The organism is Stenotrophomonas sp. YJH_SMC_16, assembly GCF_059367875.1.
In genome coordinates, this window is the sequence record NZ_JCAFRH010000011.1 from 102,845 (window position 1) to 129,390 (window position 26,546).

General features: G+C 66.4%; 31 protein-coding genes and 1 tRNA gene. 17 read left to right on the forward strand and 15 right to left on the reverse strand.

Annotated features, from left to right (window positions below; translation table 11 throughout):
* Positions 1 to 38: 38 nt before the first annotated feature.
* The 14 genes from AC5P6E_RS19375 (at position 39) to AC5P6E_RS19440 (ending at position 12,393) form a co-directional block, all read left to right on the forward strand.
* Positions 39 to 593: a hypothetical protein gene (locus AC5P6E_RS19375; protein WP_010483773.1), complete on the forward strand. Its 555-nt coding sequence runs from the start codon at positions 39 to 41 to the stop codon at positions 591 to 593.
* Positions 590 to 1,180: a phage baseplate assembly protein V gene (locus AC5P6E_RS19380; RefSeq protein WP_010483775.1), complete on the forward strand. Its 591-nt coding sequence runs from the start codon at positions 590 to 592 to the stop codon at positions 1,178 to 1,180. Before AC5P6E_RS19375 ends, AC5P6E_RS19380 begins: the two co-directional genes overlap by 4 nt.
* A gap of 52 nt (positions 1,181 to 1,232) precedes the next feature.
* Complete coding sequence (locus AC5P6E_RS19385; RefSeq protein WP_010483777.1) at positions 1,233 to 1,571, forward strand: GPW/gp25 family protein; 339 nt, start codon at positions 1,233 to 1,235, stop codon at positions 1,569 to 1,571.
* 2 nt (positions 1,572 to 1,573) lie between these two features.
* Positions 1,574 to 2,470 (forward strand): baseplate assembly protein, encoded by an 897-nt coding sequence (locus tag AC5P6E_RS19390; protein WP_010483779.1) that lies wholly within the window; start codon positions 1,574 to 1,576, stop codon positions 2,468 to 2,470.
* Entirely contained in the window at positions 2,463 to 3,764 is a 1,302-nt protein-coding gene (locus tag AC5P6E_RS19395) for a phage tail protein I (RefSeq protein WP_019336910.1), read from the forward strand. Before AC5P6E_RS19390 ends, AC5P6E_RS19395 begins: the two co-directional genes overlap by 8 nt.
* A gap of 7 nt (positions 3,765 to 3,771) precedes the next feature.
* Positions 3,772 to 5,289, forward strand: a complete 1,518-nt coding sequence (locus tag AC5P6E_RS19400) for a tail fiber protein (protein ID WP_010483783.1) — start codon at positions 3,772 to 3,774, stop codon at positions 5,287 to 5,289.
* 4 nt (positions 5,290 to 5,293) lie between these two features.
* Positions 5,294 to 5,884: a hypothetical protein gene (locus AC5P6E_RS19405; protein WP_019336909.1), complete on the forward strand. Its 591-nt coding sequence runs from the start codon at positions 5,294 to 5,296 to the stop codon at positions 5,882 to 5,884.
* 107 nt (positions 5,885 to 5,991) lie between these two features.
* Positions 5,992 to 7,191, forward strand: a complete 1,200-nt coding sequence (locus AC5P6E_RS19410) for a phage tail sheath C-terminal domain-containing protein (RefSeq protein ID WP_010483787.1) — start codon at positions 5,992 to 5,994, stop codon at positions 7,189 to 7,191.
* 2 nt (positions 7,192 to 7,193) lie between these two features.
* Positions 7,194 to 7,697 carry a phage major tail tube protein gene (locus AC5P6E_RS19415; protein WP_010483789.1) on the forward strand — a complete coding sequence of 168 codons (504 nt, stop codon included), beginning with the start codon at positions 7,194 to 7,196 and terminating at the stop codon, positions 7,695 to 7,697.
* An 80-nt stretch (positions 7,698 to 7,777) separates the two neighbouring features.
* A complete protein-coding gene (locus AC5P6E_RS19420) occupies positions 7,778 to 8,068 on the forward strand; it encodes a phage tail assembly protein (protein WP_019336908.1) in 291 nt (96 codons plus the stop codon).
* A 120-nt stretch (positions 8,069 to 8,188) separates the two neighbouring features.
* Positions 8,189 to 10,660, forward strand: coding sequence for a phage tail tape measure protein (locus tag AC5P6E_RS19425; RefSeq protein WP_248854394.1), 2,472 nt, complete (start codon positions 8,189 to 8,191; stop codon positions 10,658 to 10,660).
* Between the two features lie 2 nt (positions 10,661 to 10,662).
* On the forward strand, positions 10,663 to 11,130 hold the full coding sequence (locus tag AC5P6E_RS19430) for a phage tail protein (RefSeq protein ID WP_019336906.1): 468 nt from the start codon (positions 10,663 to 10,665) through the stop codon (positions 11,128 to 11,130).
* Positions 11,114 to 11,329, forward strand: coding sequence for a tail protein X (locus tag AC5P6E_RS19435; RefSeq protein ID WP_010483798.1), 216 nt, complete (start codon positions 11,114 to 11,116; stop codon positions 11,327 to 11,329). The genes AC5P6E_RS19430 and AC5P6E_RS19435 overlap by 17 nt, the downstream gene beginning before the upstream one ends.
* Positions 11,320 to 12,393, forward strand: coding sequence for a contractile injection system protein, VgrG/Pvc8 family (locus AC5P6E_RS19440; RefSeq protein ID WP_019336905.1), 1,074 nt, complete (start codon positions 11,320 to 11,322; stop codon positions 12,391 to 12,393). The genes AC5P6E_RS19435 and AC5P6E_RS19440 overlap by 10 nt, the downstream gene beginning before the upstream one ends.
* Positions 12,394 to 12,473: 80 nt before the next feature.
* Here the strand turns inward: AC5P6E_RS19440 and AC5P6E_RS19445 are convergent, their stop codons facing one another.
* On the reverse strand, positions 12,474 to 12,854 hold the full coding sequence (locus AC5P6E_RS19445; protein ID WP_019336904.1) for a tautomerase family protein: 381 nt from the start codon (positions 12,852 to 12,854) through the stop codon (positions 12,474 to 12,476).
* Between the two features lie 565 nt (positions 12,855 to 13,419).
* Between AC5P6E_RS19445 and AC5P6E_RS19450 the strand changes: the two genes are divergently transcribed.
* Both AC5P6E_RS19450 and AC5P6E_RS19455 read left to right on the forward strand, forming a co-directional pair.
* Complete coding sequence (locus tag AC5P6E_RS19450; protein WP_019336903.1) at positions 13,420 to 13,827, forward strand: hypothetical protein; 408 nt, start codon at positions 13,420 to 13,422, stop codon at positions 13,825 to 13,827.
* 52 nt (positions 13,828 to 13,879) lie between these two features.
* On the forward strand, positions 13,880 to 14,443 hold the full coding sequence (locus AC5P6E_RS19455) for a hypothetical protein (protein WP_019336902.1): 564 nt from the start codon (positions 13,880 to 13,882) through the stop codon (positions 14,441 to 14,443).
* Between the two features lie 85 nt (positions 14,444 to 14,528).
* Here AC5P6E_RS19455 and AC5P6E_RS19460 read toward each other — a convergent pair.
* The 14 genes from AC5P6E_RS19460 to AC5P6E_RS19525 all read right to left on the reverse strand — a co-directional run bounded on the left by AC5P6E_RS19460 (position 14,529) and on the right by AC5P6E_RS19525 (position 25,861).
* Positions 14,529 to 14,603 (reverse strand) — tRNA-Val (locus AC5P6E_RS19460).
* A gap of 133 nt (positions 14,604 to 14,736) precedes the next feature.
* The gene (locus tag AC5P6E_RS19465) at positions 14,737 to 15,090 is read right to left on the reverse strand and encodes a PilZ domain-containing protein (protein ID WP_005412452.1); all 354 of its coding nucleotides are present in this window, start codon (positions 15,088 to 15,090) and stop codon (positions 14,737 to 14,739) included.
* Positions 15,087 to 16,043 (reverse strand): DNA polymerase III subunit delta', encoded by a 957-nt coding sequence (locus AC5P6E_RS19470; protein ID WP_010483811.1) that lies wholly within the window; start codon positions 16,041 to 16,043, stop codon positions 15,087 to 15,089. The genes AC5P6E_RS19465 and AC5P6E_RS19470 overlap by 4 nt, the downstream gene beginning before the upstream one ends.
* Positions 16,040 to 16,705 carry a dTMP kinase gene (gene tmk / locus AC5P6E_RS19475; protein WP_019336901.1) on the reverse strand — a complete coding sequence of 222 codons (666 nt, stop codon included), beginning with the start codon at positions 16,703 to 16,705 and terminating at the stop codon, positions 16,040 to 16,042. Before tmk ends, AC5P6E_RS19470 begins: the two co-directional genes overlap by 4 nt.
* Complete coding sequence (gene mltG, locus AC5P6E_RS19480; protein WP_019336900.1) at positions 16,702 to 17,763, reverse strand: endolytic transglycosylase MltG; 1,062 nt, start codon at positions 17,761 to 17,763, stop codon at positions 16,702 to 16,704. The genes tmk and mltG overlap by 4 nt, the downstream gene beginning before the upstream one ends.
* 164 nt (positions 17,764 to 17,927) lie before the next feature.
* Entirely contained in the window at positions 17,928 to 19,292 is a 1,365-nt protein-coding gene (locus tag AC5P6E_RS19485; protein WP_019338750.1) for an aminodeoxychorismate synthase component I, read from the reverse strand.
* A gap of 92 nt (positions 19,293 to 19,384) precedes the next feature.
* Positions 19,385 to 20,647, reverse strand: a complete 1,263-nt coding sequence (gene fabF / locus AC5P6E_RS19490) for a beta-ketoacyl-ACP synthase II (protein WP_019338749.1) — start codon at positions 20,645 to 20,647, stop codon at positions 19,385 to 19,387.
* 143 nt (positions 20,648 to 20,790) lie between these two features.
* A complete protein-coding gene (acpP, locus tag AC5P6E_RS19495) occupies positions 20,791 to 21,030 on the reverse strand; it encodes an acyl carrier protein (RefSeq protein WP_005415509.1) in 240 nt (79 codons plus the stop codon).
* Positions 21,031 to 21,182: 152 nt separating this feature from the next.
* Positions 21,183 to 21,926: a 3-oxoacyl-ACP reductase FabG gene (gene fabG, locus AC5P6E_RS19500; RefSeq protein ID WP_005408312.1), complete on the reverse strand. Its 744-nt coding sequence runs from the start codon at positions 21,924 to 21,926 to the stop codon at positions 21,183 to 21,185.
* An 81-nt stretch (positions 21,927 to 22,007) separates the two neighbouring features.
* A complete protein-coding gene (fabD, locus tag AC5P6E_RS19505) occupies positions 22,008 to 22,952 on the reverse strand; it encodes an ACP S-malonyltransferase (protein ID WP_019338748.1) in 945 nt (314 codons plus the stop codon).
* A 168-nt stretch (positions 22,953 to 23,120) separates the two neighbouring features.
* Positions 23,121 to 23,903, reverse strand: coding sequence for a BUD32 family EKC/KEOPS complex subunit (locus tag AC5P6E_RS19510; protein ID WP_010483824.1), 783 nt, complete (start codon positions 23,901 to 23,903; stop codon positions 23,121 to 23,123).
* A gap of 77 nt (positions 23,904 to 23,980) precedes the next feature.
* Positions 23,981 to 24,958: a beta-ketoacyl-ACP synthase III gene (locus tag AC5P6E_RS19515; RefSeq protein WP_005415505.1), complete on the reverse strand. Its 978-nt coding sequence runs from the start codon at positions 24,956 to 24,958 to the stop codon at positions 23,981 to 23,983.
* Positions 24,959 to 25,049: 91 nt separating this feature from the next.
* Positions 25,050 to 25,244 carry a 50S ribosomal protein L32 gene (gene rpmF, locus AC5P6E_RS19520; RefSeq protein WP_005408308.1) on the reverse strand — a complete coding sequence of 65 codons (195 nt, stop codon included), beginning with the start codon at positions 25,242 to 25,244 and terminating at the stop codon, positions 25,050 to 25,052.
* A gap of 107 nt (positions 25,245 to 25,351) precedes the next feature.
* Positions 25,352 to 25,861, reverse strand: coding sequence for a YceD family protein (locus AC5P6E_RS19525; protein WP_010483828.1), 510 nt, complete (start codon positions 25,859 to 25,861; stop codon positions 25,352 to 25,354).
* 113 nt (positions 25,862 to 25,974) lie between these two features.
* On the opposite strand from AC5P6E_RS19525, the gene AC5P6E_RS19530 reads away from it, so the two are divergent.
* Complete coding sequence (locus tag AC5P6E_RS19530; RefSeq protein ID WP_495231258.1) at positions 25,975 to 26,544, forward strand: Maf family protein; 570 nt, start codon at positions 25,975 to 25,977, stop codon at positions 26,542 to 26,544.
* Positions 26,545 to 26,546 lie beyond the last annotated feature (2 nt).

Below are 26,546 nucleotides of genomic sequence, written 5' to 3' on the forward strand. Positions count from 1 at the left end.
CAACCAGGCGCGTCCTCCCATTCAACGCACGAGCTGACATGGCGACCAACTCCTCCTCTTCCATTCTCGACGCACTGCACCCCGCCATCGAAGCCGCGATCCGCGCCCGCTTCCCGGACTTCGCAACCGTCGAGTTCTATCGCGAACCCGGTGCTGAAGGCCTGGCCACACCCGCCTGCCTGCTGGCAATGACCCGCTGCGATCGCAGCAAGGACAAGGACGATGGCAGCGGGCAGATGCAGGCATTGCTGCGCTTCGAGGCACGCGTCGTCGTCGCTGCCGCCGCTATCGACGCGGCACTGCAGCTGCGCAAGGCCGCCGTCGCGCTCGCCGGCTGGCTGCACCAGCTCGGCCGGTTCCCCGGCGCGGCCAGCGGCGCGATCGATGTGATCGCCGCACTGCCCGAAGACACGGCGGCGGCGCAGCCAGGCCTTCGCACCTGGCTGGTGGAGTGGTCACTGCCGGTCGCTTTGGGCAGCAACGCCTGGGAGGAGACCGGAGGCGCAGTTCCCCAGGCCTTCTACAGCTTCGTACCGGAGATCGGTCGTGATCACGAAGCACGCTACCAGCCCATTGAAGGAGCAGCACCATGAGTGCCGAACACGCGCGCCTGATCGGCAACCTGCTGATGATCGGCGTCGTGCGCGAGCTGGACGAAGCGGGCGGCCGCGTGCGCGTGGATGCAGACGGCATGCTGACCGACTGGATTCCCTGGCTGGAGCGCCGTGCTGGCCCGGGCGTGCGCAGCTGGTGTGCACCCGAACCCGGCGAGCAGGTGCTGCTGGCGTGCCCCTATGGCGACCCGGGCCAGGCACTCGTTCTCGGCAGCCTGTACCAGGACCGGTTCCCGGCGCCCGCCGACTCTCGGCTGCGGCACCGCACCGAGTTCGCCGACGGCAGCGTTGTCGAGTACGACCAGGAAACCGCAACGCTCAACGTCGATGTGGGCAGCGGCAAGGTCATCGTCACCTGTGCAAGTGCACAGGTGATCGCCAGCGAATCGATCGTGCTCGATACGCCATCGATCAAGGCGACTGGCGACCTGGACGTCACCGGTGCGATCAGTGCCGGCAAGGACATCAGCACATCCGGCGAGGTCAAGGCTGGCGCCATCGGCCTGAAGGCACACAAGCACACCGCACAGGGTCCGACCGCACCCACCACGCCCGCGCAGCCCTGAACGGCCATGCGTGCAATGCCCTGAAAACCCGCACTCCACGACGATAGAGGCCATGCGAGGAATCGACGCCAACACCGGCAAATCACTGGATGGGCTCGCCCATCTGCACCAGTCCGTGCGTGACGTTCTCACCACGCCCCTTGGCTCCCGGGTACTGCGCCGTGAATACGGTTCGCGCGTGTTCGAACTGATCGATGCGCCGACCAACCGCTCGCTGCGCATGGACCTGATCGCGGCCACCGTCGACGCACTCGCGCGATGGGAACCGCGGCTTCACGTCGAGAACGTCGACGTCTCCCTCCCCGCCCCCGGCGTGATGATCCTGGCAGTGACAGGAATCCACCTGCCGGACGGCGAGGCCATCACCATCGAAGGAATCGAGGTTCGCTAACCGTGGCATCCGGCTCGTTCACCAGTGTCAATCTCTCCCAGCTGCCTGCACCGGCGGTCATCGAAGTGCTCGATTTCGAGACGCTGTTCGATGAATCGTTGACCGCACTGCAGGCGCTCGACCCCACCTTCGACGCGCTGCTGCCGTCGGACCCGGCCTTCAAGATCCTGGAGGTCTGCACCTACCTGCGCCTGCTCGACCGACAGCGCGTCAACGATGCGGCGCGTGGCGTGATGCTGGCCTACGCGGTCGGCAGCGACCTGGACCAGTTGGCCGCGATCTTCGGCATCGGCCGCCAGATGCTGGACCCGGGCAAGCCGCAGGAAGGCATTCCGCCACGCTACGAGAGCGATGAAGATTTCCGTCGGCGCATCCAGCTGGGTCCGGAAGGCTTCAGCGTGGCCGGGCCGGAAGGCGCCTACATCTTCCACGCGCTGAGTGCCGATCCGCGGGTGCTCGACGCCAGCGCGACCAGTCCGTCGCCGGGTGAAGTGGTGGTCTCGGTGCTGTCGCGTGAAGCCGATGGCACGGCCACCCAGGCGCTGCTCGACGCAGTGGAAGCGAAGCTGAGTGCGGCCGACGTGCGGCCGCTGACGGATCACGTGCTGGTACGCACGGCGGCAATCATCAACTACGCGGTCACCGCCACGCTCTACACCTACGCCGGCCCGGATTCGCAGGTGGTGCTGGCCGAAGCACGCTCGCGCCTGGATCGCTACATCGCCGAGTCGCATCGGCTCGGCCGCGATGTCACCCGCTCCGGCCTGTTCGCCGCATTGCATGCCGAGGGCGTGCAGCGCGTGGAGATTTCCAGCCCGGCGGCTGACGTGGTGGTGGACCGGACCCAGGCCACCTACTGCACCGCGGTGACCCTGACCCATGGCGGCAACGATGAATGATTCCACCGCACGCCTGATCAATGCACGCCTGCGTGGCGCGATCGATGGGCACAACCTGCAGTTCCGCCATCCAGGTGGCGCACTGGCCACCCTGCAGGCGGTGTACCGCACCGATTGGCAGGGGCGTTTGAAGCTGTCGGATACGATGCGGCGCAACCTGCAGCGTTTCTCGGCATCCTTCGACCATCCACGATGGAAAGGCTTCTACGTGAAGCCGGCCAACCTGTCGTCCAGTCATCCCGCTCCGGATGGCAGCTCCAGTGCCTGGTCCTTCCCGGTCTCCGATGCGATCGGGGGCCCGGAGCAGAACTTCGCCGGCGTGGTGGACGAGGATGGAAGCGCGTTTCCCAATGGTGCCGTGCGCACCATCAGCATCTGGCTGCGTGCAACCGAACCCTGTGCGATCGACTTCGGCATGCGCGCCACCGGCGCAGGCAGGACCCGTCTGCAGGTGGGCACCGAGTGGAAGCGCTACAGCTACACCTATGCCGCAACCGCGGATGACGCCCCCCGGGGCGTGAGCATCGTGCTGGATCGGCGGGCGGGCGGGAACGCCGGCCTGAAGCCGGACAGCCGCATCCACCTTTGGGGCGTGCAGGTGGAGGAAGGCCGCGAGGCGACCAGCTACATCCGCACCATGCCCGAGCCAGTGGGCGTGATCGATTACAGCGTGCTCAACAATGTGATCACGCTCAGCCGCCCTCCCGCTCCCGGTTCGATCATCGACGCCGACGCGCTGATCAGGGTGCCGACGGCAACCACCCTGCTGCCGCCCAACGCCACCCGCGCGGAACGGGCGCTGGCCCGTGCTGCGGTGACCCGCCCGCTGCCGGTGGACATCACCGCGCTGTGGGATGCGGACCGCTGCCCGGCCGCGTTGCTGCCCTGGCTGGCCTGGGCCTTGTCCGTCGACGAATGGAAGGCCTACTGGCCGGAAACGGTAAAGCGTGCCCGCGTGCGCGCCGCGATCGCGATCCAGCGCCGCAAAGGCACCTGGGGCAGCGTCCGCGATGTGGTGGCTGCGTTCGGCGGTTCGATCCTGATCCGCGAATGGTGGGAAATGCAGCCGCGAGGTGCACCGCACACCTTCGAAGCGGTGATGACCATCGCCAACCAGGGCGGCGAGACCGCCACCGCCAAGTTCGTCGACGACGTGATCGGCGAGATCAGCCGAACCAAGCCGGTGCGCTCGCACTTCACGTTCACCCAGGGCATGCAGGCCAGCGCCGGTATCGGTGCACTTGCCGGCGCCCATGGCACCACCTTCCGCCGCATCCAACTGATCGGAGAGTAAACCCCGCATGCGCTTGAAAATCACCGACGCCGGCTTCGCCAGGCTGGTCAATCCACCCAACACCGGCACCAGTGCCGTGCTGATCACCGAGATCGGCCTGACGTCCACGGCATTCACGCCGACGGCAGGGCTGACCGCCCTGCCCGGCGAGATCAAGCGGGTCTCGACGTTCGGCGGCAAGGCCGTGGGCGACGACACGCTGCACGTCACGATCCGTGACGACAGCGCTACCGCCTACAGCCTGCGCGGCTTCGGCCTGTACCTGGGCGACGGTACGCTGTTTGCAACCTTCGGCCAGACCGATCCGATCATGGAGAAGACCGCAGCCTCGATGCTGCTGCTCTCCACCGATACCCGCTTCAGTGAAGTCGATACCGCGCTGATCGAGTTCGGCAATGCCGAATTCATCTATCCGCCCTCCACCACCGAGGTGCAGGGCGTGGTCGAACTGGCCACGACGACCGAGACCGAAGAGGGTGCAGATGCCCAGCGTGCGGTGACGCCGCGCGGGCTGCGTGCCTTCATCGACAAGCGCTTTGGCGCCAGCGCCCCCACCCAGTTCGTCCGCACGCTGCTGTCGATCGCCACCGATGCCGCGTTCCGCTCCGCCCTGGGGCTGAAATCGGCCGCGTTGAAGGACGAGGGCGCCGACAAGGGCCTGGATGCCGACCTGCTCGATGGCCGCCACGGCACCCACTACCTGGACTGGCGCAACATGACCGGCGTGCCATCCAGCGTGCACGTGCCCGGACAGGTGATTCTGTTCGCCGGTGCCACCGCGCCCAACGGCATGCTGCTGTGCAATGGTGCCGCTGTTCCGCGTGCCAGCTACCCGGCCCTGTTCGCCGCCATCGGTACCCGCTACGGCGCCGGTGACGGCGCAACCACCTTCAACCTGCCGGCAATGCAGGAAGGCACGGTGGTCACGCACACACTGAACCCGGAAGCGGTCGGCAGCTTCACCCAGGGTGAGGTGATCCGCCACGCCCATGGCGCAAGTGCGGCGACAGCGGGCAACCACAGCCACGCCATTTCCGTAGGCGCAGGCGGCGCGCATTCCCATGGCGCCAGCGCCAGCGCGGTAGGCGACCACGCGCACGGTGCATGGACCGACTCGCAGGGCCACCACGCGCATACCGGCGGCACCTCGTGGATCGGCGATCACCAGCATCTCACCGCGTTCGCCGAATCAGGCACCACCTACCCGTGGGGCGCCGACTACAACAACCACGCCGGTTCACGCGGCAACCTGGACTACGACAACCCCTGGCCGTACACCAGCCCGGCCGGTGGCCACGCCCACAGCTTCACCACCGACGGCGCAGGCGGCCACGGCCACAACATCGGCATGAACGGCGCCGGCGGCCACTCGCACACCATTTCCATCGCCCAGGTGGGTGACCACGGCCACGCCGCGTCGGCCGCCGATGCCGGTGCGCACACCCACACCGTCGTGGTGGAGAACGCTGGTGGCGACCGCAACCTGCCGGCTGGCCTGCGGATGATCTATTGCATCGCGTACTGAGGACATGAACTTGCCTACCGAACCGCGCTTCGCGCACTCCTACGATCCAGATACCCGCGCCTACATGGGCAAGGTCCGCCTGCAGCCTTCGCCGGACGGCGCCTGGAACCTGCCCGACTTCACCGTGGACGTCGCGCCTCGCCAACCTGCCGGCGAATACCAGGCACTGCGCCTGGCCGAGGATGGCTCACGCTGGGAACTGGTGGCCGATTTCCGCAACTGCATGCTGTGGGACACACGCACCGCGATGGCGGTACCCAACCGCCTCGCGCTGGGCGAGCCGTTGCCCAAGGACGTGACCCTGTCCGAACCATTCAAGCTGGATGGCACCACCGCGCAATACAACGCGTGGAATGCCAGCCGCCGCGAATGGACGCTGCTGCCGGACTACAGCTCGCGACCGCTGTGGAACAAGCACGATGCCAGCTTCGCGACTCCCGTTTCCCGTGGGGTCGCACTGCCGCCATCGGTCACCGATCTGGCACCGCCTGCAGATCGCAGCTACCCGGTCACCTTCGATGAAGCCCGTGCTGCCTGGGTGATGGTCACTGCCCCCGAACCCGACCCGGCCGCGCAACCGCAACCGCAACCGTGATTTCGGGCCACCGCTGCAATTAATCCAGCCGCGGCCAGATACGAACATGTACCCATGCGGCGCAGATCGCGACCGCAGCACCCACCCAACCAAGGAAAAAACAACGCATGGCCGAATTTCTGCATGGCGTGCAGGTCGTCAACATCGATGGTGGTTCCCGCTCGATCGCTGTTGCCTCGACCAGCGTCATCGGCATCGTGGGCACCGCGCCCCGCGCCGACAAGATCGCCTTCCCCTACAACACTCCGGTCCTGGTGACCTCGCGTTCGCAGGCAGCCAAGCTGCTCGCCAACGCCGCAACCGAAGTCGATGAGGGCACCCTCCCGGGCCAGCTCGACGCCATCTTCGACCAGTCCAACGCGGTTGTGGTCGTCATCCGCGTCGAGAAGGGCGCCACCGAGAACGACACCCTGGCCAACGTGCTGGGCGGCGTGAACGCGCAGACCGGTGCCTACACCGGCGTGCATGCACTGCTGGCGGCAAAGTCGGTGGTGGGCATCAAGCCCCGCATCCTGGCGGTACCGGGCTTCACCCACACCCACGAAAAGCGCGATACCGAACTGCTGGCCAACCCGGTCGTGGCCGAACTGCTCGGCATTGCCGACAAGCTGCGCGCGGTGATCATCAAGGATGGCCCGAACAGCAACGACGACGCCGCCAAGAGCACCACCGCTCTGACCGGTTCCAAGCGCGTCTACGTGGTCGACCCGGCGCTGCTGGTGCAGTCCGGTGATGCCATCGTCACCCGCTACGCCTCCGGTGCCGTGGCCGGTGCCATTGCCCGCAGCGACAACGAACGCGGCTGGTGGGCATCGCCGTCCAACCTGGAGCTCAACGGCGTGGTCGGTACCGCACGTGCGATCGACTTCGGCCTGTCCGACGCGACCAGCCGCGCCAACCTGCTGAACCAGTCGAACGTGGCGACCATCATCCGCGAAGGTGGCTTCCGCCTGTGGGGCAACCGTACCGCCAGCAGCGACCAGAAGTGGCAGTTCCTGTGCGTGGTGCGCACCGCCGACATCATCGCCGACAGCCTGGAAGCCGCCCACCTGTGGGCCGTCGACCGCGGCATCAGCAAGACCTACGTCGACGACGTGCGTGAGGGTGTCAATGCCTTCCTGCGCGGCCTGAAGACCCAGGGCGCGATCCTCGGCGGCAACTGCTGGATCGACCCCGACCTGAACGCAGCGGACAGCGTGGCCCAGGGCCGCTTCTACTGGGACTTCGACTTCACCCCGACCTACCCGGGTGAGCAGCTGACCTTCCGCATGCACATGAACAACAACTACGTCTCGGAGATCTTCTAAGCATGGCGCGCAAGATCCGCAAAAACTTCAACTTCTACGTCGACGGCAAGGGCTATGCTGGCAGCGTGATGTCCTTCACCGCCCCCAAGCTGTCGCTGAAGACCGAGGACTTCCAGGCCGGCGGCATGCTGGCCCCGACCGAGATCGTGCTCGGCCATGACAAGCTGACCGCCGATGTCGAGTTCGCCTCCGACGACGCGGAGATCATGAGCAAGTTCCACGTCATCGAAAGCAAGGAGTACGGCTTCACCGCCCGCGAAGCGCTGGAAGGCGATGACGGCGAAGTGACGCAGGTCGTGCACAACATGCGCGGCAAGGTGAAGCTGCTGGACCGTGGCGAAACCAAGGTCGGCGAGAAGGGCACGATCAAGGTCAACCTGGCGCTGAGCTACTACAAGCTGACCCATGGTGCCCAGGTCGTGCAGGAGATCGACGTGGTCAACATGATCGCCCGCCAGGGTGGCGTGGACGTGCTGGCCGGCATCCGCGGCGCACTGGGCATCTGAACCCTCGCCGCACTGAAGAACCCGGGGGCGCCTCGCGCCCCCGCATCCATCGCACCGCATCGCATTCCAGGAACGCATCCATGTCCAGCAAGACCAAGACCCCCACCGACACCGTCATCGAGCGCGATGGCTTTGCCGAGATCACCCTCACCCGCCCGCGCCAGGTCAACGGCATGGAAACCGCCGTGCTGCGCATGCGCGAACCGACCGTGGAAGACATGGAGCGCTACCAGGATGACAAGGGCAGCGACGCACAGCGCGAGGTGCGGATGATCGCCAACCTGTGCGAGGTCTCGCCGGAAGACGTGCGCAAGATGCCGCTGCGCGACTACGCACGACTGCAGGCAGGCGTCGCGCTTTTTACCACCTGACCCTGCCTCAGATCAGGCAGGGAGTGCTCGCCCTGGCCGGTCATACCGGCTGGGGCCTGCGCGAGATCATGACACTGCGGGTGTCTAAGTTCATCTGGTGGATTCAGGGATTGCCGGTACATGGCCAGTAACGTTCAAACGACAACGATCACGATCGGCGGCGAGGTGTCCAAGTCACTGAAGGACGCCTTCTCCTTTGCCAACGACGGTATCAAGCGCCTCGGCACCGAGGTGACCCTGCTGGACCGCAGGCTCGCGCGCATGAGTACGACCAGCAAGGAGTACGCCCGCATGCGTACCCAGGTCGATGCGCTGCGTGCCTCGCAGGTGGCGCTGGAGAGCATCGAAGCAAAGCGCGACGCCAACCTGGAGAAGCGCGGGAAGCTCGGCTCGGCATTTGGCGAGGCACGCGGCACGCTTGGCACGGCCGTCACCGCGCTGGCCAAGCCGGTCGAGAACGCCTCCGGCTTCGCCCGCCAGAACCAGCAGATCGGCGTGGCAGCCAACCTCAGCCGCGCCCAGGTCAGCGCACTGGGGCAGGCCATCCTGGAACAGTCGCGTGCAACCAACCAGGGCGCCGACGCGCTGCAGCGCTCGATCAGGCTGATGGTCGACGCCGGCATGGATGCGCAGTCGGCCCAGGCCAGCCTCGGTGCTGTCGGGCGGACCACCACCGTCACCGGTGCCAGCATCGATGATGTGGCCCAGGCTGCGGCCGCCCTGCAGCAGTCGTTCGATATCGATCCCTCGCGCATGCAGAACGCGCTGGATGTGCTGGTGGTCAACAGCCGGCAGGGCGGCCTGGGCCTGAAGGACATGGCCGCAGTGCTGCCTACCCTGGGTTCGTCGTTCGAAGCGATGAAGCTGCAGGGCACCTCGGCGACCGCCACCCTCGGCGCGGCCCTGCAGGCCACGCTGGACTCGGCCGGCGGCGCCGACAAGGCCGCCAGCAACATGAAGAGCTTCATGTCCGAGGTGCTCTCGCCGGACATTCAGGAGAAGGCCAAGAAGAGCCTGAACCTGGATCTGCGCAAGATCATCGGCGATGCACAGACCAGCGGCGGCAATCCCTTCGACGCTGCGATGCAGGGAATCATCCAGGCGACCGCGGGCGACCAGAAGAAGATCGGCACCCTGTTCAGCGATGCACAGGCGAAGAACTTCGTCCAGCCGATGATCGAGAACTGGGATACCTACGTCCGTGTCCGCGACAAGGCCTTGAATGGATCGGCGGGTACCACCGATGCGGCCTATGCCGATGCGATGCAGACCGATCCGCAGAAGATCGAAGGTGCCAAGATCGCCGTGGACAACCTGTCCAAGGCCTTCGGTGCGGCACTGCTGCCCGCGGTGGGCGAGGCCGCGGTCAAGCTGACCGAGCTGTTGAACGGGGTTACCTCGTTCGTGCAGGAAAACCCGAAGCTGATCGCCAACACCACGCAGATCGTGGTCGGCATGCTGGGCATGCGCACGGCGGTGCTCGGCGCTCGCTACGCCTGGACCTTCCTGCAGGGCCCGATCCTGGGCGTGCAGAAGGCCTTCCAGCTGTTCCGTGGTGGCAGCCTGCTGGCACAGATGGGGCGCTTCGGGCCGATGGCCATGCGCCTGGCATCGGGCTTCCGCATCGTCGCCACTGCCGTGGCCGCCATCGGTGGTGGTCCGATCACGATCGCCATCGCGGCAATCACCGCAGGCGCCATCCTGGTGCGCAAGTACTGGGAGCCGATCAAGGCATTCCTGGGCGGCGTCTGGGAGGGCCTGAGCGGTGCAGGCACCGCAGCGATGGGTGAACTGATGCGTGCGGTTGAACCGCTGCGCCCCGCCTGGGAAGTCATGAGCGGGTTGATCGGCCAGGCCTGGGACTGGCTGTCGAAGATGCTTGCACCTGCACAGTACACCGGCAACGAACTGTCGCGCGTTGCCCAGATCGGCACCTTCCTCGGTACCGTTCTGATGGAAGGCCTGAGAATGAACATTCAGCTCATCAGCGGCCTGGTGCAGTACGTCGCCTGGATGGGCAACGTGTACACGACCGTCGCCAGCGGGATCGGAATCGAAATGAGCAAGATGTGGACGGCGATCAAGTCCGGTGCCGAATCCCTGTTCGACTGGCTCATCCCGAAGCTGGATTTCCTCATGCCCTACGTCGAGAAGCTGATGGGGTTCGTCGAAGGGGGCATTGGCAAGGTCAGTGCGCTGGTCGGCAAAGGCCTGGACTTCGGCAAGGAGGTGCTTGCCGGTGGAGCGGAAGCGATCGGCAACGGCATGGTGGGGTACACCAACATGCGGGCCGGCGGCAGAGGCGGCCTGGATGACGCCGTGGGCCTGGTCGGCGACGTCGCCACGTTGGACGCGCCGGGCGCGCGCAAGCGTTGGGGCGGCATCAGCGAGGCCGCTCGCGGTCGCACCGCACCCGACATGCCATCGCCCACTACGCGCGGCGTCACCACCGTGCAGCAGCAACAGACCAACAACATCACCATCCACCAGCAACCGGGTGAATCCAGCGAATCGGTGGCGCGTCGCACGGCCGACGAACTGCAGCGTCGCAACGCGGTTGCTGCCCGTGGTGGCCTGGCAGACAGGAACTAAGCATGAAGCGTGAGTTCGTAACCGCATCCATCGACAAGCTGTTGTCCAGTTTCCAGAGCAACGACTCCGGCAACGCCCCGGTACTGCTGATGCTGGGCGGCTTCAAGTTCAGCCTCAACACCGCCGTGTTCCAGGAGATCCAGCAGAGCAACGAGTATGGCTGGGCTGCGCAGGAACGCATCGGGCAGATGGCCGCCCTGCAGTACACCGGCCCCGGCAAGGCCAGCATGACCTTGCCGGGCGTCATCCACTATGCGTTCCGGGGTGCCGGCAATGAGCTCTCGCAGCTGCGCAAGCTGGCGGCACAGGGCAAGCCACAGCGGCTGCTGACCGGCAAGGGCGGAAACCTGGGGCTGTGGGTCATCGACAAGATCGACGCCACTGCCTCCGGCTTCACCGTCGATGTGGGAATCCAGCGGCACGAATTCACCCTCTCCCTGCGGAAGCACAGCGATGGCACGAACGTATAACACCCGCGACGGCGACGTCGTTGACCGCATCGCGCATGCGCACTATGGCGAACAATCACCGGCCATTCTGCGCGCGATACTCGACGCCAACCCGGGCCTGGCCGCGCGCGGCGCAGTACTGCCCGCGGGCATCGCGATCACTCTGCCGGACGTGCAGCGCCCCGCCGGCGAACGCAAGGGGATCGCGCTGTGGGACTGAACATCACACCGGCATTCCGCGTGGTGGCCAACAGCCAGGACATCACCGACAAGATCATGTCGCGCTTCAAATCACTGCGCATCACCGACGAGACCGACAACAACTCGGACATGCTGGAGCTGCAGCTGGCCGACCATGATCCGTCCGATCCGATCCAGCTGCCGCCGGCAGGCGCGGAACTGGAAGCCTTCATCGGCTATGACGGCGAAGTGCGGCGCATGGGCCTGTACATCTGCGATGAGGTGGAGATTTCCGGCTACCCGGGCAGCATGACCCTGCGCGCGCGCGCCGCACCGTTCGAGGCCAGCAGGGGCGGCAAGAACGATCTGCAGACGCAGAAGACGCGCACCTGGAAGAAGGGCACGACGATCGGCGGCATGGTCCAGCGCATGGCCGGCGAGCACGGACTCAGCGCGGCCGTGAGCGGATCGCTGGCGTCGATCGCACTGCCGCTGACAGTGCAGTCGCAGGAGTCGGACATGAACCTGCTGCTGCGCCTGGCCAAGCAGCATGATGCCATCGCCAAGCCGGGCGGAGGCCGCCTGATGTTCGTCAAGCGCGGCGAATCCACCAGTGCCAGCGGTGAGCGCATTCCCGACGTCACCCTGACCCCGGCCGATGGCAGTGGCTACAAAGTGAGCATCGTCTCACGCGAGAAGACCGGCACCACCATTGCCTACTATCGCGATGTACGTGGTGCCAAGCGCCAGGAAGTAAAGCTGGGCAGCGGTGAACCGATCGTGCGCCTGCGCATGGCCTACGCCGACCGCGAAGCCGCCGAAGCCGCAGCGCGCGCCAAGCACCAGGAACAGGCCCGGCAGACGCGTACGCTGAGCTACACCCTGCCCGGCCGCGAGACGCTGATGGCCGAAGCCACGGTGGTGATGCAGGGCTTCCGCGATGGCGTGGATGGGCAGTGGCTGGTCAAGCGCGCCGAGCACAACATCAGCCACGACGGCTACGTGACCAGCATCGAGTGCGAACAACCCAACAGCGCCGACGCAGTGAAGGCGGCCCGCAGTGCCGCGGCCACCGAAGGCGAGCAGGTCGGCAGCGAGGTGTAGATCCACGCTGGCGTGGGTCTACATCGGCGGCCTCGACCAGGCTCGGTAGATCCATGCCATGCGTGGATGCTTTTCGCGCATCAACTCACGTACTGCGCAACCCCGTTCCCGAACGACCAGTTCTCCTTTTTCACTTCCACCAGGTTGATGAACACATCCTCGCGGCGGACGCCCACCGCCGCGTGCAGGCCATCAGCGATGCCGGCATACAGCGCCTTCTTCTGCTCCAGCGTGCGCCCTTCGTTCCAGGTGATCTGGATGCAGATGAAGTCGTCGGTGCGGTCCACGCCCAGGTAGCCGGGGTCGTAGATCAGCGTTCCGGCGTCGTGCTGCTGGAAGATCTGGAAGCGGTCGTTCTCCGGCACGCCCACCGCGCGCATGGCCTGGTAGATGGCTTCGCCGACACGTTGCAGGTAGTCGGCGGATTTACCTTTGCGAAGATCGATGCGGGCGAGCGGCATGGTGGCACTCCAGCGTGGATGGGTAAGGCGACAGGATGAGACTACGCCTGCCCGGGGCGGTGGGACAGCGCAGGGATGGAACCCTCTGGCTCCATGCATGACACATTCCCGCCTGCGTGCGCCGGGTGACGGAATTGCCATGGTGGCGCCGCTCTGGAGTCGTCATGTGCACGGTCGGCGTGGGCGGCGCTCTGCGCCATCAGTGATGGGCCACACAGTCGGCGGATGCTGGAGGGCACAGAACCGGAAACGCTTGGTGTGCCTGCGTGGAGTTGAGAACTTTCCTTACAGACCACCGTGATTGCGCGATCCCATGATCACCGCGCCGAGGCAGATTGCCTGGGCCGGGATTGGCGTCTCGAATAAACGAATGAACACCCATCGCTGCGATTTACGCCGCAGCAGAGAGAATGCACCGATTGCCTTCAATGGCGGCCGGTGCGTGGGGATCGACAGATCCGCCAGGCCTTCTTCTCGATGGGAGTTCGTTTGCCTTGGTACGCCAACCCGCACCGTCCGCCACCTTCACTCCGGAAGGTGGCTCTACGCCAGTGAGGGTTTCGCCATGACCAATCGCACCGCCGACCGTCCCCGCCTGCACGCCCTGATCGGCAACATCGCCGCCGACGTGCCTGAAGAGCTCGCGCACGAGATCGAGTGCGCCTTGCAGGAACAGAACCTGCCCGTGCAGTCGCCCACGTTCTTCGCCTGCCTCAATGCGATCAGCAACGCCGACGCCGATGACGGGCAACCGTGTGGCGGCCTCACCCTCGGCGCCAGCAATCACGCTTCGCTGCGCCGCTCGATGTCCGGGCTCAGCGCAGTGCTCGATCTGCTGCAGGCCGCCGACCGGGCGCGTGCCGAGGCCGGCCCGGAGGAACAGCTGGGCGCCTTCCATACCGACGGACTGATCGTGGCGGCACGACAACTGGTGCGCGAGGAGCATCACTGCCTCGCCGAGGGCCACACCTGACCGGCCCGGATGCGCTCCCGCTACAATCGCGCAGGGAACGCGGGAGGCCGCAATGGACGCCGAACACCTGGAGTATTTCAAGGCCGCTCTGGAGGGCCGCGCAAGCGTAGGCTGGAACGTATGGTTCGCCGCCAACCAGCAGGCGCTGGCACAACAACTGAGCCGCCCTGCACTGCTGCGCTTGAAGTTCAGCAAACTGGATGAAGCCGAACGCTTGCTCGCCCAGGCCGACATCGTGCCTCGCAGCACAGCGGGCAAGCGCTACGAAATGTACTGCGCGGAGTTCGCGGCAGACGTGGTGGACGCGAACGGTCGCCCGCTGCCAGCCCTCTGGCGCGCAGCGCACGGCGGAGCCATCGGCCTGCTTGCCGATGGCGAGCTTGAGGCCGGCCAGGCGAAGCTGCTCGCGGAGTTCCGCCGCGCCCGCAAGCGCGGGCTGCAACAGGTCCACGAATGGTTGGCCGATCTGTGCTTTGAAGGCGAGATGGAACTGACCAGCGGCAATGCCGAGGTGGGCCGTGGTCTGCTTGCAGTGGTGGTGCAGGCCGGCAGCGGCCACGACCTGCTGGATGCAACGGCACTGATCGCGCGCGCGCTGTTGGACGAACACGGCTGAGACAGGGTCCGCTGCCCGTCGGCCCAGCAGAATCGCAGGCAACAAAAAAGCCCCCATTGCTGGAGGCTTCTTTCGTTCTGCAACATGGTGGGCGGTACAGGGATCGAACCTGTGACCCTTGCCGTGTGAAGGCAATGCTCTACCGCTGAGCTAACCGCCCGGTGTGTTGCTGAGCCGCTCATTATAGGGGCTTTTCAGAGGCCGTCAACAGTTTTTCACATTCGTGTTCACGGGTGTTTCCGGGGGCCGCAGCCGAGCATGGGTCGGCTCTACAGAAAGACCCCGGTGCTACCTCACATCGTATGGGTCGGCTTGTCCGAACCGGTCAGACCGGCCAGCAGGGTCTCGATCTTGTGGCGCACGCCCTCGCCTTCGGCACCGTCGGCCAGCTGCACGCCGATGCCGGCGGTGCGGTTGCCCTGCGCGCCGGCCGGGGTCACCCAGATCACTTTGCCAGCCACCGGCAGGCGCTCGCTGGAATCGGGCAGGGTCAGCAGCAGGAACACCTCGTCGCCCAGGAAGTAGCGCTTGGGCGTGGGCACGAAGATGCCGCCGTTCTTCACGAACGGCATGTACGCGCTGTACAGCGCGGCTTTGTCCTTCACGGCCAGGGACAGGATGCCCTGGCGGGCGTTGCTGGCACTCATCGATTTCCCCTTGCGGCAGGCCGCTCGTTCACCTTGTTCCAGGCCAGCAGCAACTCGACCACCGCAAGGTCTGCGCGCACCGTGGTGCGCAGCAGGTCGCGGGTGCGGTTGGCCGCATCGAACCAGGCTGCAAGCTTGTGCAATCGCTCCGGCGTGGTCAAGGCATCGGTGCTGGCCTGGGCCAGCGCCAGGTCGGCGGCAAAGCGCAGACGCAGCGCTGCGTTGTCGTCGCCGCACCACTTCTGCGCCAGCTCCACTGCGCCGGTCTTGCCGGCGGCCAGCTGTTCCAGCTCGCGGCCAACCTCGCGGCGCAGGCTCAGGCCGTCTTCGCGCAGCCAGTTGTCGGCCTGGCCGGGATGGCCGCGCGCCGCGTCCAGCGCTTCGCGCGCCGATGCTTCGCTGTGGCCCTGCTGCTGCAGCCAGGCCAGCGCTTCGTGCTGCGGCGGCAGCTTGAATTCCAGGCGCTGGCAACGGCTGCGGATGGTCTGCGGCAGGCGTGCCGGGTCGCTGCTGATCAGCCAAAGGTAGCGGCCGGGCTGCGGCTCTTCCAGGGTCTTCAGCAGCGCGTTGGCCGCCGAGCGGTTGATCGCATCGGCCGGGTCGACGATCACCACCTGCGCCACGCCGTACTGCGGGGTCAGCGCCAGCGTGTCGGTGATCTCACGCACCTGCTCGATGACGATCTCGGTGCGCAGCTTGTCGCCGCTCTTGTTCGGGATGAAGCTGACCAGCTGCAGGTCCGGGTGGGTACCCGCGGCGATCAGCTGGCGCGTGCGCGTGGCATGCGCGGCATCACCGCGCGCCAGCACGTGGTCGGCCAGCGCCAGTGCCACCTCGCGCTTACCCAACCCGGCCGGGCCGCAGATCAGCAGGCCATGACCGAGCCGGTCTGCATCGAGCGCAGCAACCGTCTGATCGAACGCGCGCTGCTGCCACGGCGAAAACGTGCTCATACGCCCTCCCCGTCCCGCAGCCAGCGCTCGACACGCGCGACCACGTCGGCCGCCACGCGTTCCTGCACCTGGCCAGCGTCGACCAGCGCGAAGCGCTGCGGATCCTGCTGTGCGCGGCTGCGGAACACTTCGCGCACGCGCTGGAAGAAATCGTCCTGCTCGCTCTCGATGCGGTCCGGCCACAGGTCGCGGCCATTGGCGCGTGCGCGGCCCACCGCCACGTCCACGTCCAGCAGCAGGGTCAGGCCCGGCAGCAGGCCCACCGCGCGTCGTTCCAGATCGGCAATCCACTGCGGATCGAGGCCGCGGCCACCGCCCTGGTAGGCATAGCTGGAATCGGTGAAGCGATCGCTCAGCACATAGGCGCCGCGCTGCAGCGCCGGCTGGATCACCTGGCGCACGTGCTGCGCGCGTGCGGCGAACACCAGCAGCAGCTCGGCTTCGGCGCTGAGCGGTTCGGCGGCGATCTCGGCATCGGGCTTCAGCACCAGGCCGCGGATGCGCTCGGCCAGGGGCGTGCCGCCCGGCTCGCGGGTCAGCACCACCTCGTGGCCGTGGCTGCGCAGGCAGTCACGGATGGCGTTGATGGCGGTGGTCTTGCCTGCGCCCTCGCCGCCTTCCAGGCTGACGAAACGCGGGTGGCGAAGCAGCGCGGGACTCATTGCGCCGAGGTCTCCTTGGTACGTTGCTGGCGCAGCTGCTGCAGGTAGCGGGCGACTGCGGCGTTGTGCTGGTCCAGGCTGGGCGAGAACACGTGCGCGCCACTGCCATCGCCCACGGCGACGAAATACAGCGCGTCGCCCGCTGCGGGTTGCGCGGCGGCCATCAGTGCATCGCGGCTGGGCATGGCGATCGGGGTCGGGGTCAGGCCCGCACGCGTATAGGTGTTGTAGGGCGTATCGGTGGTCAGGTCGCGGCGGCGGATGTTGCCGTCATACGCGGCACCGATGCCGTAGATCACGGTCGGGTCGGTCTGCAGGCGCATGCCGATCTTCAGGCGACGCATGAACACGCCGGCAATCTGCGGGCGCTCGCTGGCCAATGCGGTTTCCTTCTCGATGATCGAGGCCATCGTCAGCAGTTCGTAGGGCGTGTTGATCGGCAGGTCCGGCGCGCGGCTTTCCCAGGCTTCATCCAGCGCCTTTTCCATCGCGGCGTGGGCGCGCTTGAGCACGTCCAGATCACTGTCGCCGCGCTGGTAGACGTAGGTCTCCGGCAGGAAGCGGCCTTCCGGATGCTGGCCACCGAAGCCGAGGCGCTGCATCAGCGCGGCGTCATCAAGATTGTCGGTGGTGTGCAGCAGCGGCTCGGCGCGCTTGAGCGCGGCACGCAGCTGGCGGATGTTCCAGCCTTCGATGATGGTGACGCGGTGCTGCAGCACCTTGCCGGCACGCATGCGCAGCAGCAGCTCGCGCGGGGTCAGGTCGCCGCTGAGCGCGTACTCGCCCACCTTCAGCTTGCCGGCGGCATCGAGCTGGCGCGCCAGCAGCTGCCACTGGGCATCCTGGCCCTCGTCCACGCCGGCATCGCGCAGCTTACGCAGCACGCTGTTCATGCCATCGCCACTGGCGATGACCATGCTCTCGGCAGTCGGGGTGATCGGGGCATCGGCGAACCGGGTCTGCTGGTAGAAGAACCACGCGCCCGCGCCAGCCACGACGGCGGCCAGCACCACCACCAGCGTTACCACGAACAGACACCCGCGCTTGGCTCCCGCCATGGACTACCTCTGAACTCGATTCCGTCGTGCAGGATACCGTGCCGCTGGTGTGGGGTCATGACCGGGGTGGCACCCAACCCCGCTTCGCTCGCCGGGCATGGCCCGGCGCTACCGGGAGGGTGATGCGTCGGTAGCGCCGGGCCATGCCCGGCGGGGGCGGTCAATCAGCCTTGCTGACCGAGCGCCCGCAGCAGGCCGCGGGCCTTGGCGCGGGTCTCGTCCAGTTCCTTGTCCGGGTCCGAATCAACCACGATGCCGGCGCCGGTGCGGAAGCTCACCTCGTGGCCATCCACTTCGGCGGTGCGGATCAGGATGTTCAGGTCCAGGTCGCCATCCCGGTTCAGCCAGCCGAAGGCGCCGGTATAGGCACCGCGCGGCACCTGCTCCAGTTCGCTGATGATCTGCATGCAGCGCACCTTGGGGCAGCCGGTGATGGTGCCGCCCGGGAACGTGGCGGCGATCACCTCGCCGGGCGTGACCTCCGGGCGCAGATGGCCACTGACGTTGCTGACGATGTGGTGCACATGAGCGTAGCTCTCCACGGTCATCAGCTCGTCGACCACCACGGTGCCGGGCAGGCAGATGCGGCCCAGGTCGTTGCGTTCCAGGTCGATCAGCATCACGTGCTCGGCACGCTCCTTGGGGTGGCCGACGAGTTCCTGGATGCGCGCGGCATCATCGTCCCCCTCGAAACGCGGACGCGTGCCGGCAATCGGCCGGGTCTGCGCGTGACCGGCATGCACCGACACCAGCCGCTCCGGCGAGGAACTGACCACGTGGCGGCCATGCGCGCTGAACAGGCCGGCAAACGGTGCCGGGTTGGCACGGCGCAACTGCGCGTACAGCGCCTGCGGGCTGACCGGCGCGGCGAACCGGGCGCTCCAGCGCCGCGACAGGTTCACCTGGAACACATCGCCGGCGCGCAGGTAGTCGATCACCCGGCGCACGCCGTCGGTGAAGCGCTGCGGCGCATCCTCGGCCACCGACTGCGGCGGCTGCCAGCCTTGCCCGGCTTCGGGCATCGCGGCCGAAGCCAGTGCCACCAGCGCGTCCAGCAGCGCCCGCTCGCCGGCTTCGGCGATGACGAAGCTGGCATCGTTGTGATGGTCGTGCAGCACCGCAGCCGGGCAGCGCAGTGCCAGCGCGGTCGGGCGGCCGTCCTCGCGCGCACGCGCCGGCAGAACCGGTTCGATCTGGCTGGCCACTTCGTAATCCAGCATCAGCGCCCAGCCGCCACGGAACGGCAGGCTGTGGCTGCCGTCGTGCGACAGGCGCTCATGCTGCCAGGCACGGTCCAGTGCCTGCAGGAACGTGCCGGGCTGCACGGCACCCTGCAGGTCGCGCACCTGGCCATCGGCGTCCAGCCGCAGGCCCTCGCCCTGCGTGGCCAGCAGCAGGCTCCAGCGGCCCTGGGCGGTGCCCGAGGCAGTGGATTCCATCAGCAGCGGGAAGCGCGCCGGGTCATGCTGCTGCAGGGCCAGCAGATCGATCGGGTGCGGCAGCGGGTGGATCAGCGGTGCGTGGGTCATGGCGGCCAGGTCGGGGGTTCAGATGCACGGAAGCCGCCTTGCGGCGGCTCCGTAGAACGCGGCATCGAGCATGGCCCGACGCTACAACTCGGTCAGACGCGCTTGAAGACCAGCGTGCCGTTGGTGCCGCCGAAGCCAAAACCATTCGACATCACCACGTCCACCTTGGCCTGGCGTGCTTCGTTGGGCACGTAGTCCAGGTCGCAGCCTTCGCCCGGCTGCTGCAGGTTGATGGTCGGCGGAATGACGTTGTCCTGCAGCGCCATCACCGAGAAGATCGCTTCCACGCCGCCGGCAGCGCCCAGCAGATGGCCGGTCATCGACTTGGTGGAGCTGACCATCATCTTGTAGGCGTGGTCGCCGAAGGCGGTCTTCATCGCCATGGTCTCGCCCAGGTCGCCCAGTGGCGTGGAGGTGCCGTGCGCGTTGAGGTAGCCGACCTGCTCCGGGGTCACGCCGGCGTCCTTCATGGCCATGGCCATGCAGCGGGCGGCACCTTCGCCGTTCTCGCTCGGTGCGGTCATGTGGTACGCATCGGAGCTGGCGCCGAAACCGGCCAGCTCGCAGTAGATCTTCGCGCCACGCGCCCTGGCGTGCTCGTACTCTTCCAGGATCAGGATGCCGGCGCCGTCGCCCAGCACGAAGCCGTCACGGTCCTTGTCCCACGGGCGCGAGGCCTGTTCCGGGGCATCGTTGCGGGTGCTCATGGCCTTCATCGCGCAGAAGCCGCCCAGCGCGGTCGGCGACGAGCCACGCTCGGCACCACCGACCACCATCACGTCGGCATCGCCGTACTGGATCATGCGCATCGCGGTGCCGATCGAGTGGTTCGAGGTCGCGCACGCCGACACCGCCGAGAACGACGGGCCCTTCAGGCCGGTGATGATGCTCAGCTGGCCCGGCAGCATGTTGATGATGGTCTTGGGCACGTAGAAGGGCGAGATCTTCTTGCCCTCGTGGAACTCGATGGTCTGCTCTTCGATGCCGAGCAGGCCGCCGATGCCGGCGCCGACGATGGCGCCGATGCGTTCGGCATTGGCGTCGGTGATCTCCAGGCCCGAGTCGTGCAGGGCCATGAACGAGGCACCGAGGCCGTAATGGATGAACGGGTCCATCTTCTTGGCATCCTTGCCGCTGACCCGGAATTTGCCGAACAGTTCATTGTCGGCGGTGATGTCGAATCCCTTGACCTCACCTGCAATCTTGGTGGTGAACCGATCCAGATAGGCATCAGAAACGTTGGTCAGCGGACCGATGCCCGAACGACCATGGGTGATGCCTTCCCAGCTGCTGGCCAGATCATTGCCCAACGGCGAGACGATACCCAGGCCGGTTACGACGACGCGACGCTTCATTGCTGATTCTCCTGGCCCGGATGGTTTCAACGGGCAACTCGGTTTGCTTCGGTGTGATGCTCAAACACACGGGGCCGCAACAGCGGCCCCATGGGGTGCGGTGCGCGGCGAGCGTGAACCCGCGCGCGCACTGCCGTCTGACATCAGGCCTTGACGTGGGCCTTGATGTAGTCGATGGCGGCCTGCACGGTGCTGATCTTCTCGGCTTCTTCGTCCGGGATCTCGCACTCGAATTCTTCTTCCAGGGCCATCACCAGCTCGACGGTGTCCAGCGAGTCAGCGCCCAGGTCATCGACGAACGATGCGCTGTTGGTGACTTCTTCTTCCTTGACGCCAAGCTGTTCGACGACGATTTTCTTGACGCGTTCTTCGATGGTGCTCATGGGATCTCGCTCCAGATGGAGTTGTGGTTCAAAAGTGGTCGCCATCAAAGGCGATGGCCGTGGGATAGTGTAGTGGAAACCGGCGCGGCCTTGCATCGCAGCAAAAACCTCAGCAGATCAATCACTTGCGGCGCAATCCCTGCGCCCCTTGCTTACGGCATGTACATGCCACCGTTCACATGGAGGGTTTCGCCGGTGATGTAACCGGCAGCCGGGCTGGCCAGGAAGGCCACCGCATGGGCGATGTCTTCCGGCGACCCCAGGCGTTCGAGGGCGATGTCGTTGATCAGCGCGGTACGCGCTTCTTCCGGCAACGCCTTGGTCATGTCGGTGTCGATGAAGCCAGGTGCGACAACATTGACGGTGACACCGCGCGAACCGATTTCCTTGGCCAGCGACTTGCTGAAGCCGATGATGCCGGCCTTGGCGGCAGCGTAGTTGGCCTGGCCGGCGTTGCCGGTCACGCCCACCACCGATGCGATGTTGATGATGCGGCCCTTGCGCGCCTTCATCATGCCGCGCATGACGGCCTTGCTGGTGCGGAACACGCTGGTCAGGTTGGTGTCGATGATCGACGCCCAGTCCTCGTCCTTCATGCGCATCAGCAGGTTGTCGCGGGTGATGCCGGCATTGTTGACCAGGATCGAGATCGGGCCGAATTCCTTGGCGATGCCGTCCAGCACGCTGTCCAGCGCAGCCGCATCGGTGACATTCAGCGCGCGGCCATGACCACCGTGGGCGGCCAGGCGCTCACCGATCGCGGCAGCGCCGGATTCGGTGGTGGCGGTGCCGATGACGGTGGCGCCTTGGGCGGCCAGCAGATCGGCGATGGCGGCACCAATGCCACGGCTGGCGCCGGTGACCAGTGCGATTTCACCCTGCAGGGGCTTGCTCATGATGTTCTCCTCAGGCTGGGGCGGCCGCCGCACCCGTGCCGCGTGCAGCGGCCACTGGTACGGTCGGCAGGAACAGGGGGATCAGGCCGACCATGCCTCGCGGGCAGCTTCGAAGTCGCCCGGCGTGGCCAGCGAACGGCCGTCGATGGCCTTGTCGATGCGCTTGACCAGGCCGGTCAGCACCTTGCCCGGGCCGCACTCGGCGATCTGGGTGACGCCACGGCCAGCCAGCGCCTGCACGCAGCCGGTCCACTGCACCGGCTGGTACAGCTGCTGGACCAGCGCGGTACGGATCGCGTCGATGCCGTCATGCACCTTGGCGTCGACGTTCTGCACCACCGGCAGCTGCGGCGCCTGCCAGGCCAGGCCGGCCATCACTTCGGCCAGGCGGTTGGCGGCTTCGCGCATCAGCGGGGTGTGCGAGGGCACGCTCACGGCCAGCTTGACCGCCTTGCGCACGCCCTTCTCGGCCAGCAGCGCCAGCGCGCGGTCGACCGCATCGGCGTCGCCACCGATCACGATCTGGCCCGGCGAATTGAAGTTGGCCGGCACCACCACCTGGCTGCCTGCCGCTTCAGCGCAGACGTCCAGCACCAGCTGGTCTTCGGCGCCGAGCACGGCGGCCATGGCGCCGACACCGGCCGGCGCGGCTTCCTGCATCAGCTGGCCGCGCAGGCGCACCAGGTGCGCACCGTCGTGCAGGCTGAGGGCGCCAGCGGCGACCAGGGCGGTGTACTCGCCCAGGCTGTGGCCAGCCAGAACCGACGGACGCGGACCGCCAACGGCGTTCCAGGCGCGCCACGCGCCGATGCTGGCGGCGAGCAGGGCCGGCTGGGTGTATTCGGTACGGTTGAGCATTTCCTCCGGGCCGCCCTGGGACAGCGCCCACAGGTCGACGCCGGCACCATCGGATGCCTCGGTAAAGGCCGCACGCACCTGCGGGTGCAGTTCGGCCAGCTCGGCCAGCATGCCCACAGACTGCGAGCCCTGACCGGGGAAGACAAAAGCGAGGGTGGATAGGGTCACGCGGTCATCCGCTTGTTGCAATCGAAGCGGGCCATGATAAGGGGGAACATGCCGTGTCGTCTGTACGTGCGCGTATGCACGCGTATGGTGAATGGCTGTCGCAACACGCTGGAGATCCGGGGCCGGATGCCTCTCCATGGAAAAAAGGGATCCGGCCCCAGCCGCTGATCAGCAGAACAGCTGCAGGACGTCCAGGTCGCCGTCGGCGAGGAAATCCACGCACAGGCCCACCAGCATCAGCACGCCAGCGGTGCTGGCGCCATGGGCGATGAAAATGGAGTGGGCCAGCGCGCGCGCTGAGCGGCCCAGCTTCATGCAGACCCGGGCCAGGCTGCGCAGGCGGCCGCTGACCGCGTGCACGTGCTCGCGCACCGGCGCCTGGGCATCGCCCATCGCCTCGGCCATCATCGCCTGCAGGTGCTCGGGGCGGTCGGCGTAGTACTTGGCCACGCCATAGCCGAACATCAGCCAGTCGCGGGCCTGCGCTTCGGACAGATCCATCACTTCCAGCGGATCTTCCTCGAAGTCGATGAAACCGACGTTCTCGCCATCCCAGGTGAGATTGCGCGGCAACGGCTGGCCGAAATAGGCGCCGCGCGCATGCGCTGCGGCAATGGCCAGCATCGCCGCCATCACCAGTCGGTCGCGACCTGCGTCGTCGGCTTCGCGCAGGCAGGTATTGAACGAACTGCCGTTGTCGCCGATCACCAGCGCGGCATGCCCGGTACCCAGCACGTCGGGCACGTTCACGCCCTGCGCCTGCAGTTCTGCAAGGCGACGGGCTTCGGTTTCGCGTGCGGCGTCGCCGCCACGGTGCGGCGGCGGGCGCAGGGCGTCCAGATGAAAACGACGGGCAACAAAATTGAGCAGGCCAAGGGCCAGCGCCCGGCTTCCCTTGCCGTACTGCTTCAGCCAGGCACGTTGCCCTTCGATGACGATGGGCTCAACCATGACAGGTCCTCCTTAAACGCGTTACGGCCCCAGAGGGGCCGCAACGACAAAGCTTCACGTTGTCGTAACTTGCACTATCAATAGCGCAGCAGAGCCGAACCCCACGTGAAGCCGCCGCCGAAGGCTTCCAGCAGCAGCAGCTGGCCACGTTCGACCCTGCCCGAACGCACGGCGGCGTCCAGCGCCAGCGGCACCGAGCCGGACGAGGTATTGCCGTGCTTGTCGACGGTCACCACGACCTGGTCCATCGACATGTCCAGGCGCTTGGCGGTGGCTTCGATGATGCGCAGGTTGGCCTGGTGCGGAATCAGCCAATCCAGGTCGGACTTGTCCAGGCCGTTGGCGGCCAGGGTCTCGTCCACGACCGAGTCCAGCGCCTTGACGGCGTACTTGAACACGTCGTTGCCCTTCATGTTGATGGTGCCGCCGCCATTGGCGCCGTCCTTGAAGCCGGTCGAGACACCGACCGGGTTCCACAACAGCTCCTTCTTGCTGCCATCGGCATGCAGGTGGGTACTGAGGATGCCGGTCTCTTCATCGGCCTTGAGCACGACGGCGCCGGCGCCATCGCCGAACAGCACGCAGGTGGTCCGATCGTTCCAGTCGACCATGCGGGTCAGCGTTTCGGTGCCGATCACCAGCACATGCTTGCAGTCACCGGAACGGATGAATTTGTCGGCCACGCCCAGCGCGAACACGAAGCCCGAGCAGGCTGCGTTGACGTCAAAGGCAGGGCACCCCGCAACACCGAGCTTGGCCTGGATCAGGCACGCGGTGGACGGGAAAATGAGATCAGGGGTGGTCGTGCCGACCACGATCATGTCGAGCTGCGAGGCATCGATGCCTGCGGCTTCAAGCGCGCGCAGGGCGGCGTTGTAGCCGAGGTCGCTGGTGGTTTCGCCTTCGGCCGCGATGTGCCGTTCACGAATTCCGGTGCGCGACTGGATCCACTCATCCGAGGTTTCGACCATTTTTTCCAGGTCGGCGTTGGTCAGGACTTTTTCCGGCAAATAGCTACCGGTGCCCGCGATCCTCGAGTAGATCCGCTTGCTCATCATGTTTCCTGTTGCGCGGGCCGCCGATCACCGGCACACCCGGGGAAGAAGGCAAAGGCCGCTGCCCGGAGGCAGCGGCCTTCCCGGCACATCAATCTTCTTCGACGGCCGAGGTCTTGGTCTGGATGACCTTCTTGCCGCGGTAGAAACCATCGGCAGTGATGTGGTGACGCAGGTGCACTTCGCCGGTGGTCGGGTCGGTCGACAGCTGCTTGGCGCTCAGGGCGTCATGCGAACGGCGCTGGCCGCGGCGGGACGGGGTAACACGGGATTTCTGGACAGCCATGGGATTGCTCCAAACTCGGTTCGTTTTGCTTCGTCGTTTCGTCGCACAGGACGCCAGCGCCCAGCACACTTTTCGCTTTCGCCGCAGCCGCCGACGACAACCGGCTGCTATTGTTTCTTCAATGCCGCCAACGCCGCAAACGGGTTGGCCTTCTTCGTTTCTTCTTCGCTCGGCGCCCAGTCCTTGTCGACTGCTTCACCGTCGGGCGACAGCGGTACCACCGGCACCGCCAGCACCAGTTCGTCCTCGACCAGATCCAGCGGCTTCAGCTGGCCATCTTCCGGCACCAGCAACGCCTCGTATTCCTCCGGCAGGGACGATTCCTCGTCCTCGTCGCGGATCAGGCCAAGCCTCTGGGTCACCTTCACCGGCAACAGGAATCGCTGCATGCTGCGCTGACAGGTCAGCGGCAGCGCGGTGTCGATGGTCAATTCCACATAGGATACCCGCAAGACGTCGTCGCGACCGAATTCAAGCGAGTAATTGCACTCACCGTCGGTATCTGCGACCAACCCCTGCAGGCGGGTCAATTCAGCCAGAGACACCTGACCGTCGAAGCGCCTTCGCGCTACAACCATCCGCCAGGCATCCAGCGTTTCGGGCACGTTCGCGGACATAAGCCGCTGAATACTAAGGATCCGGGCGCCGACTGTCAAATGCCCGCCATACAGGACTTGCTGCTGGCGCTGCGGACACGCCAGACTGCCATGCCCTGCCCCGGTATTCTCGCATGTCACTGGTCCTGGCCTCCACCTCCCGCTACCGCCGCGAGCTGCTGGAACGGCTGGGCCTGCCCTTCGACTGCGCACGTCCGGAGGTGGATGAGACTCCCATGAACGGGGAGGCTCCGCTGGCCCTGGCCACCCGCCTGGCCGCCGCCAAAGCGGCCGAGGTGGCGTCCCGCCACCCCGGCGCGTGGGTGATCGGTTCGGACCAGGTCGCAGACCTGAACGGCCAGCCACTGGGCAAACCGGGTACGGTCGAGGCCGCCTGTGCGCAGCTGGCAGCGATGTCGGGGCAGACCGTCCGCTTCCACACCGCCGTCTGTCTCAGCCGTGACGGAGAATCATTCACGGCCGTCGATCTGACCGAAGTCTGCTTCCGCGAACTGCAACCAGACGAAATCGCCCGCTACGTGGCCACCGAGCAACCGCTGGACTGCGCCGGCAGCTTCAAATGCGAGGGCCTGGGCATCAGCCTGTTCGACGCCATCGACAACCGCGACCCGACCGCGCTGGTCGGCCTGCCGCTGATCGCGGTATGCGGATTGCTGCGCAGGGCCGGTTTCGCGGTGCCCTGAAC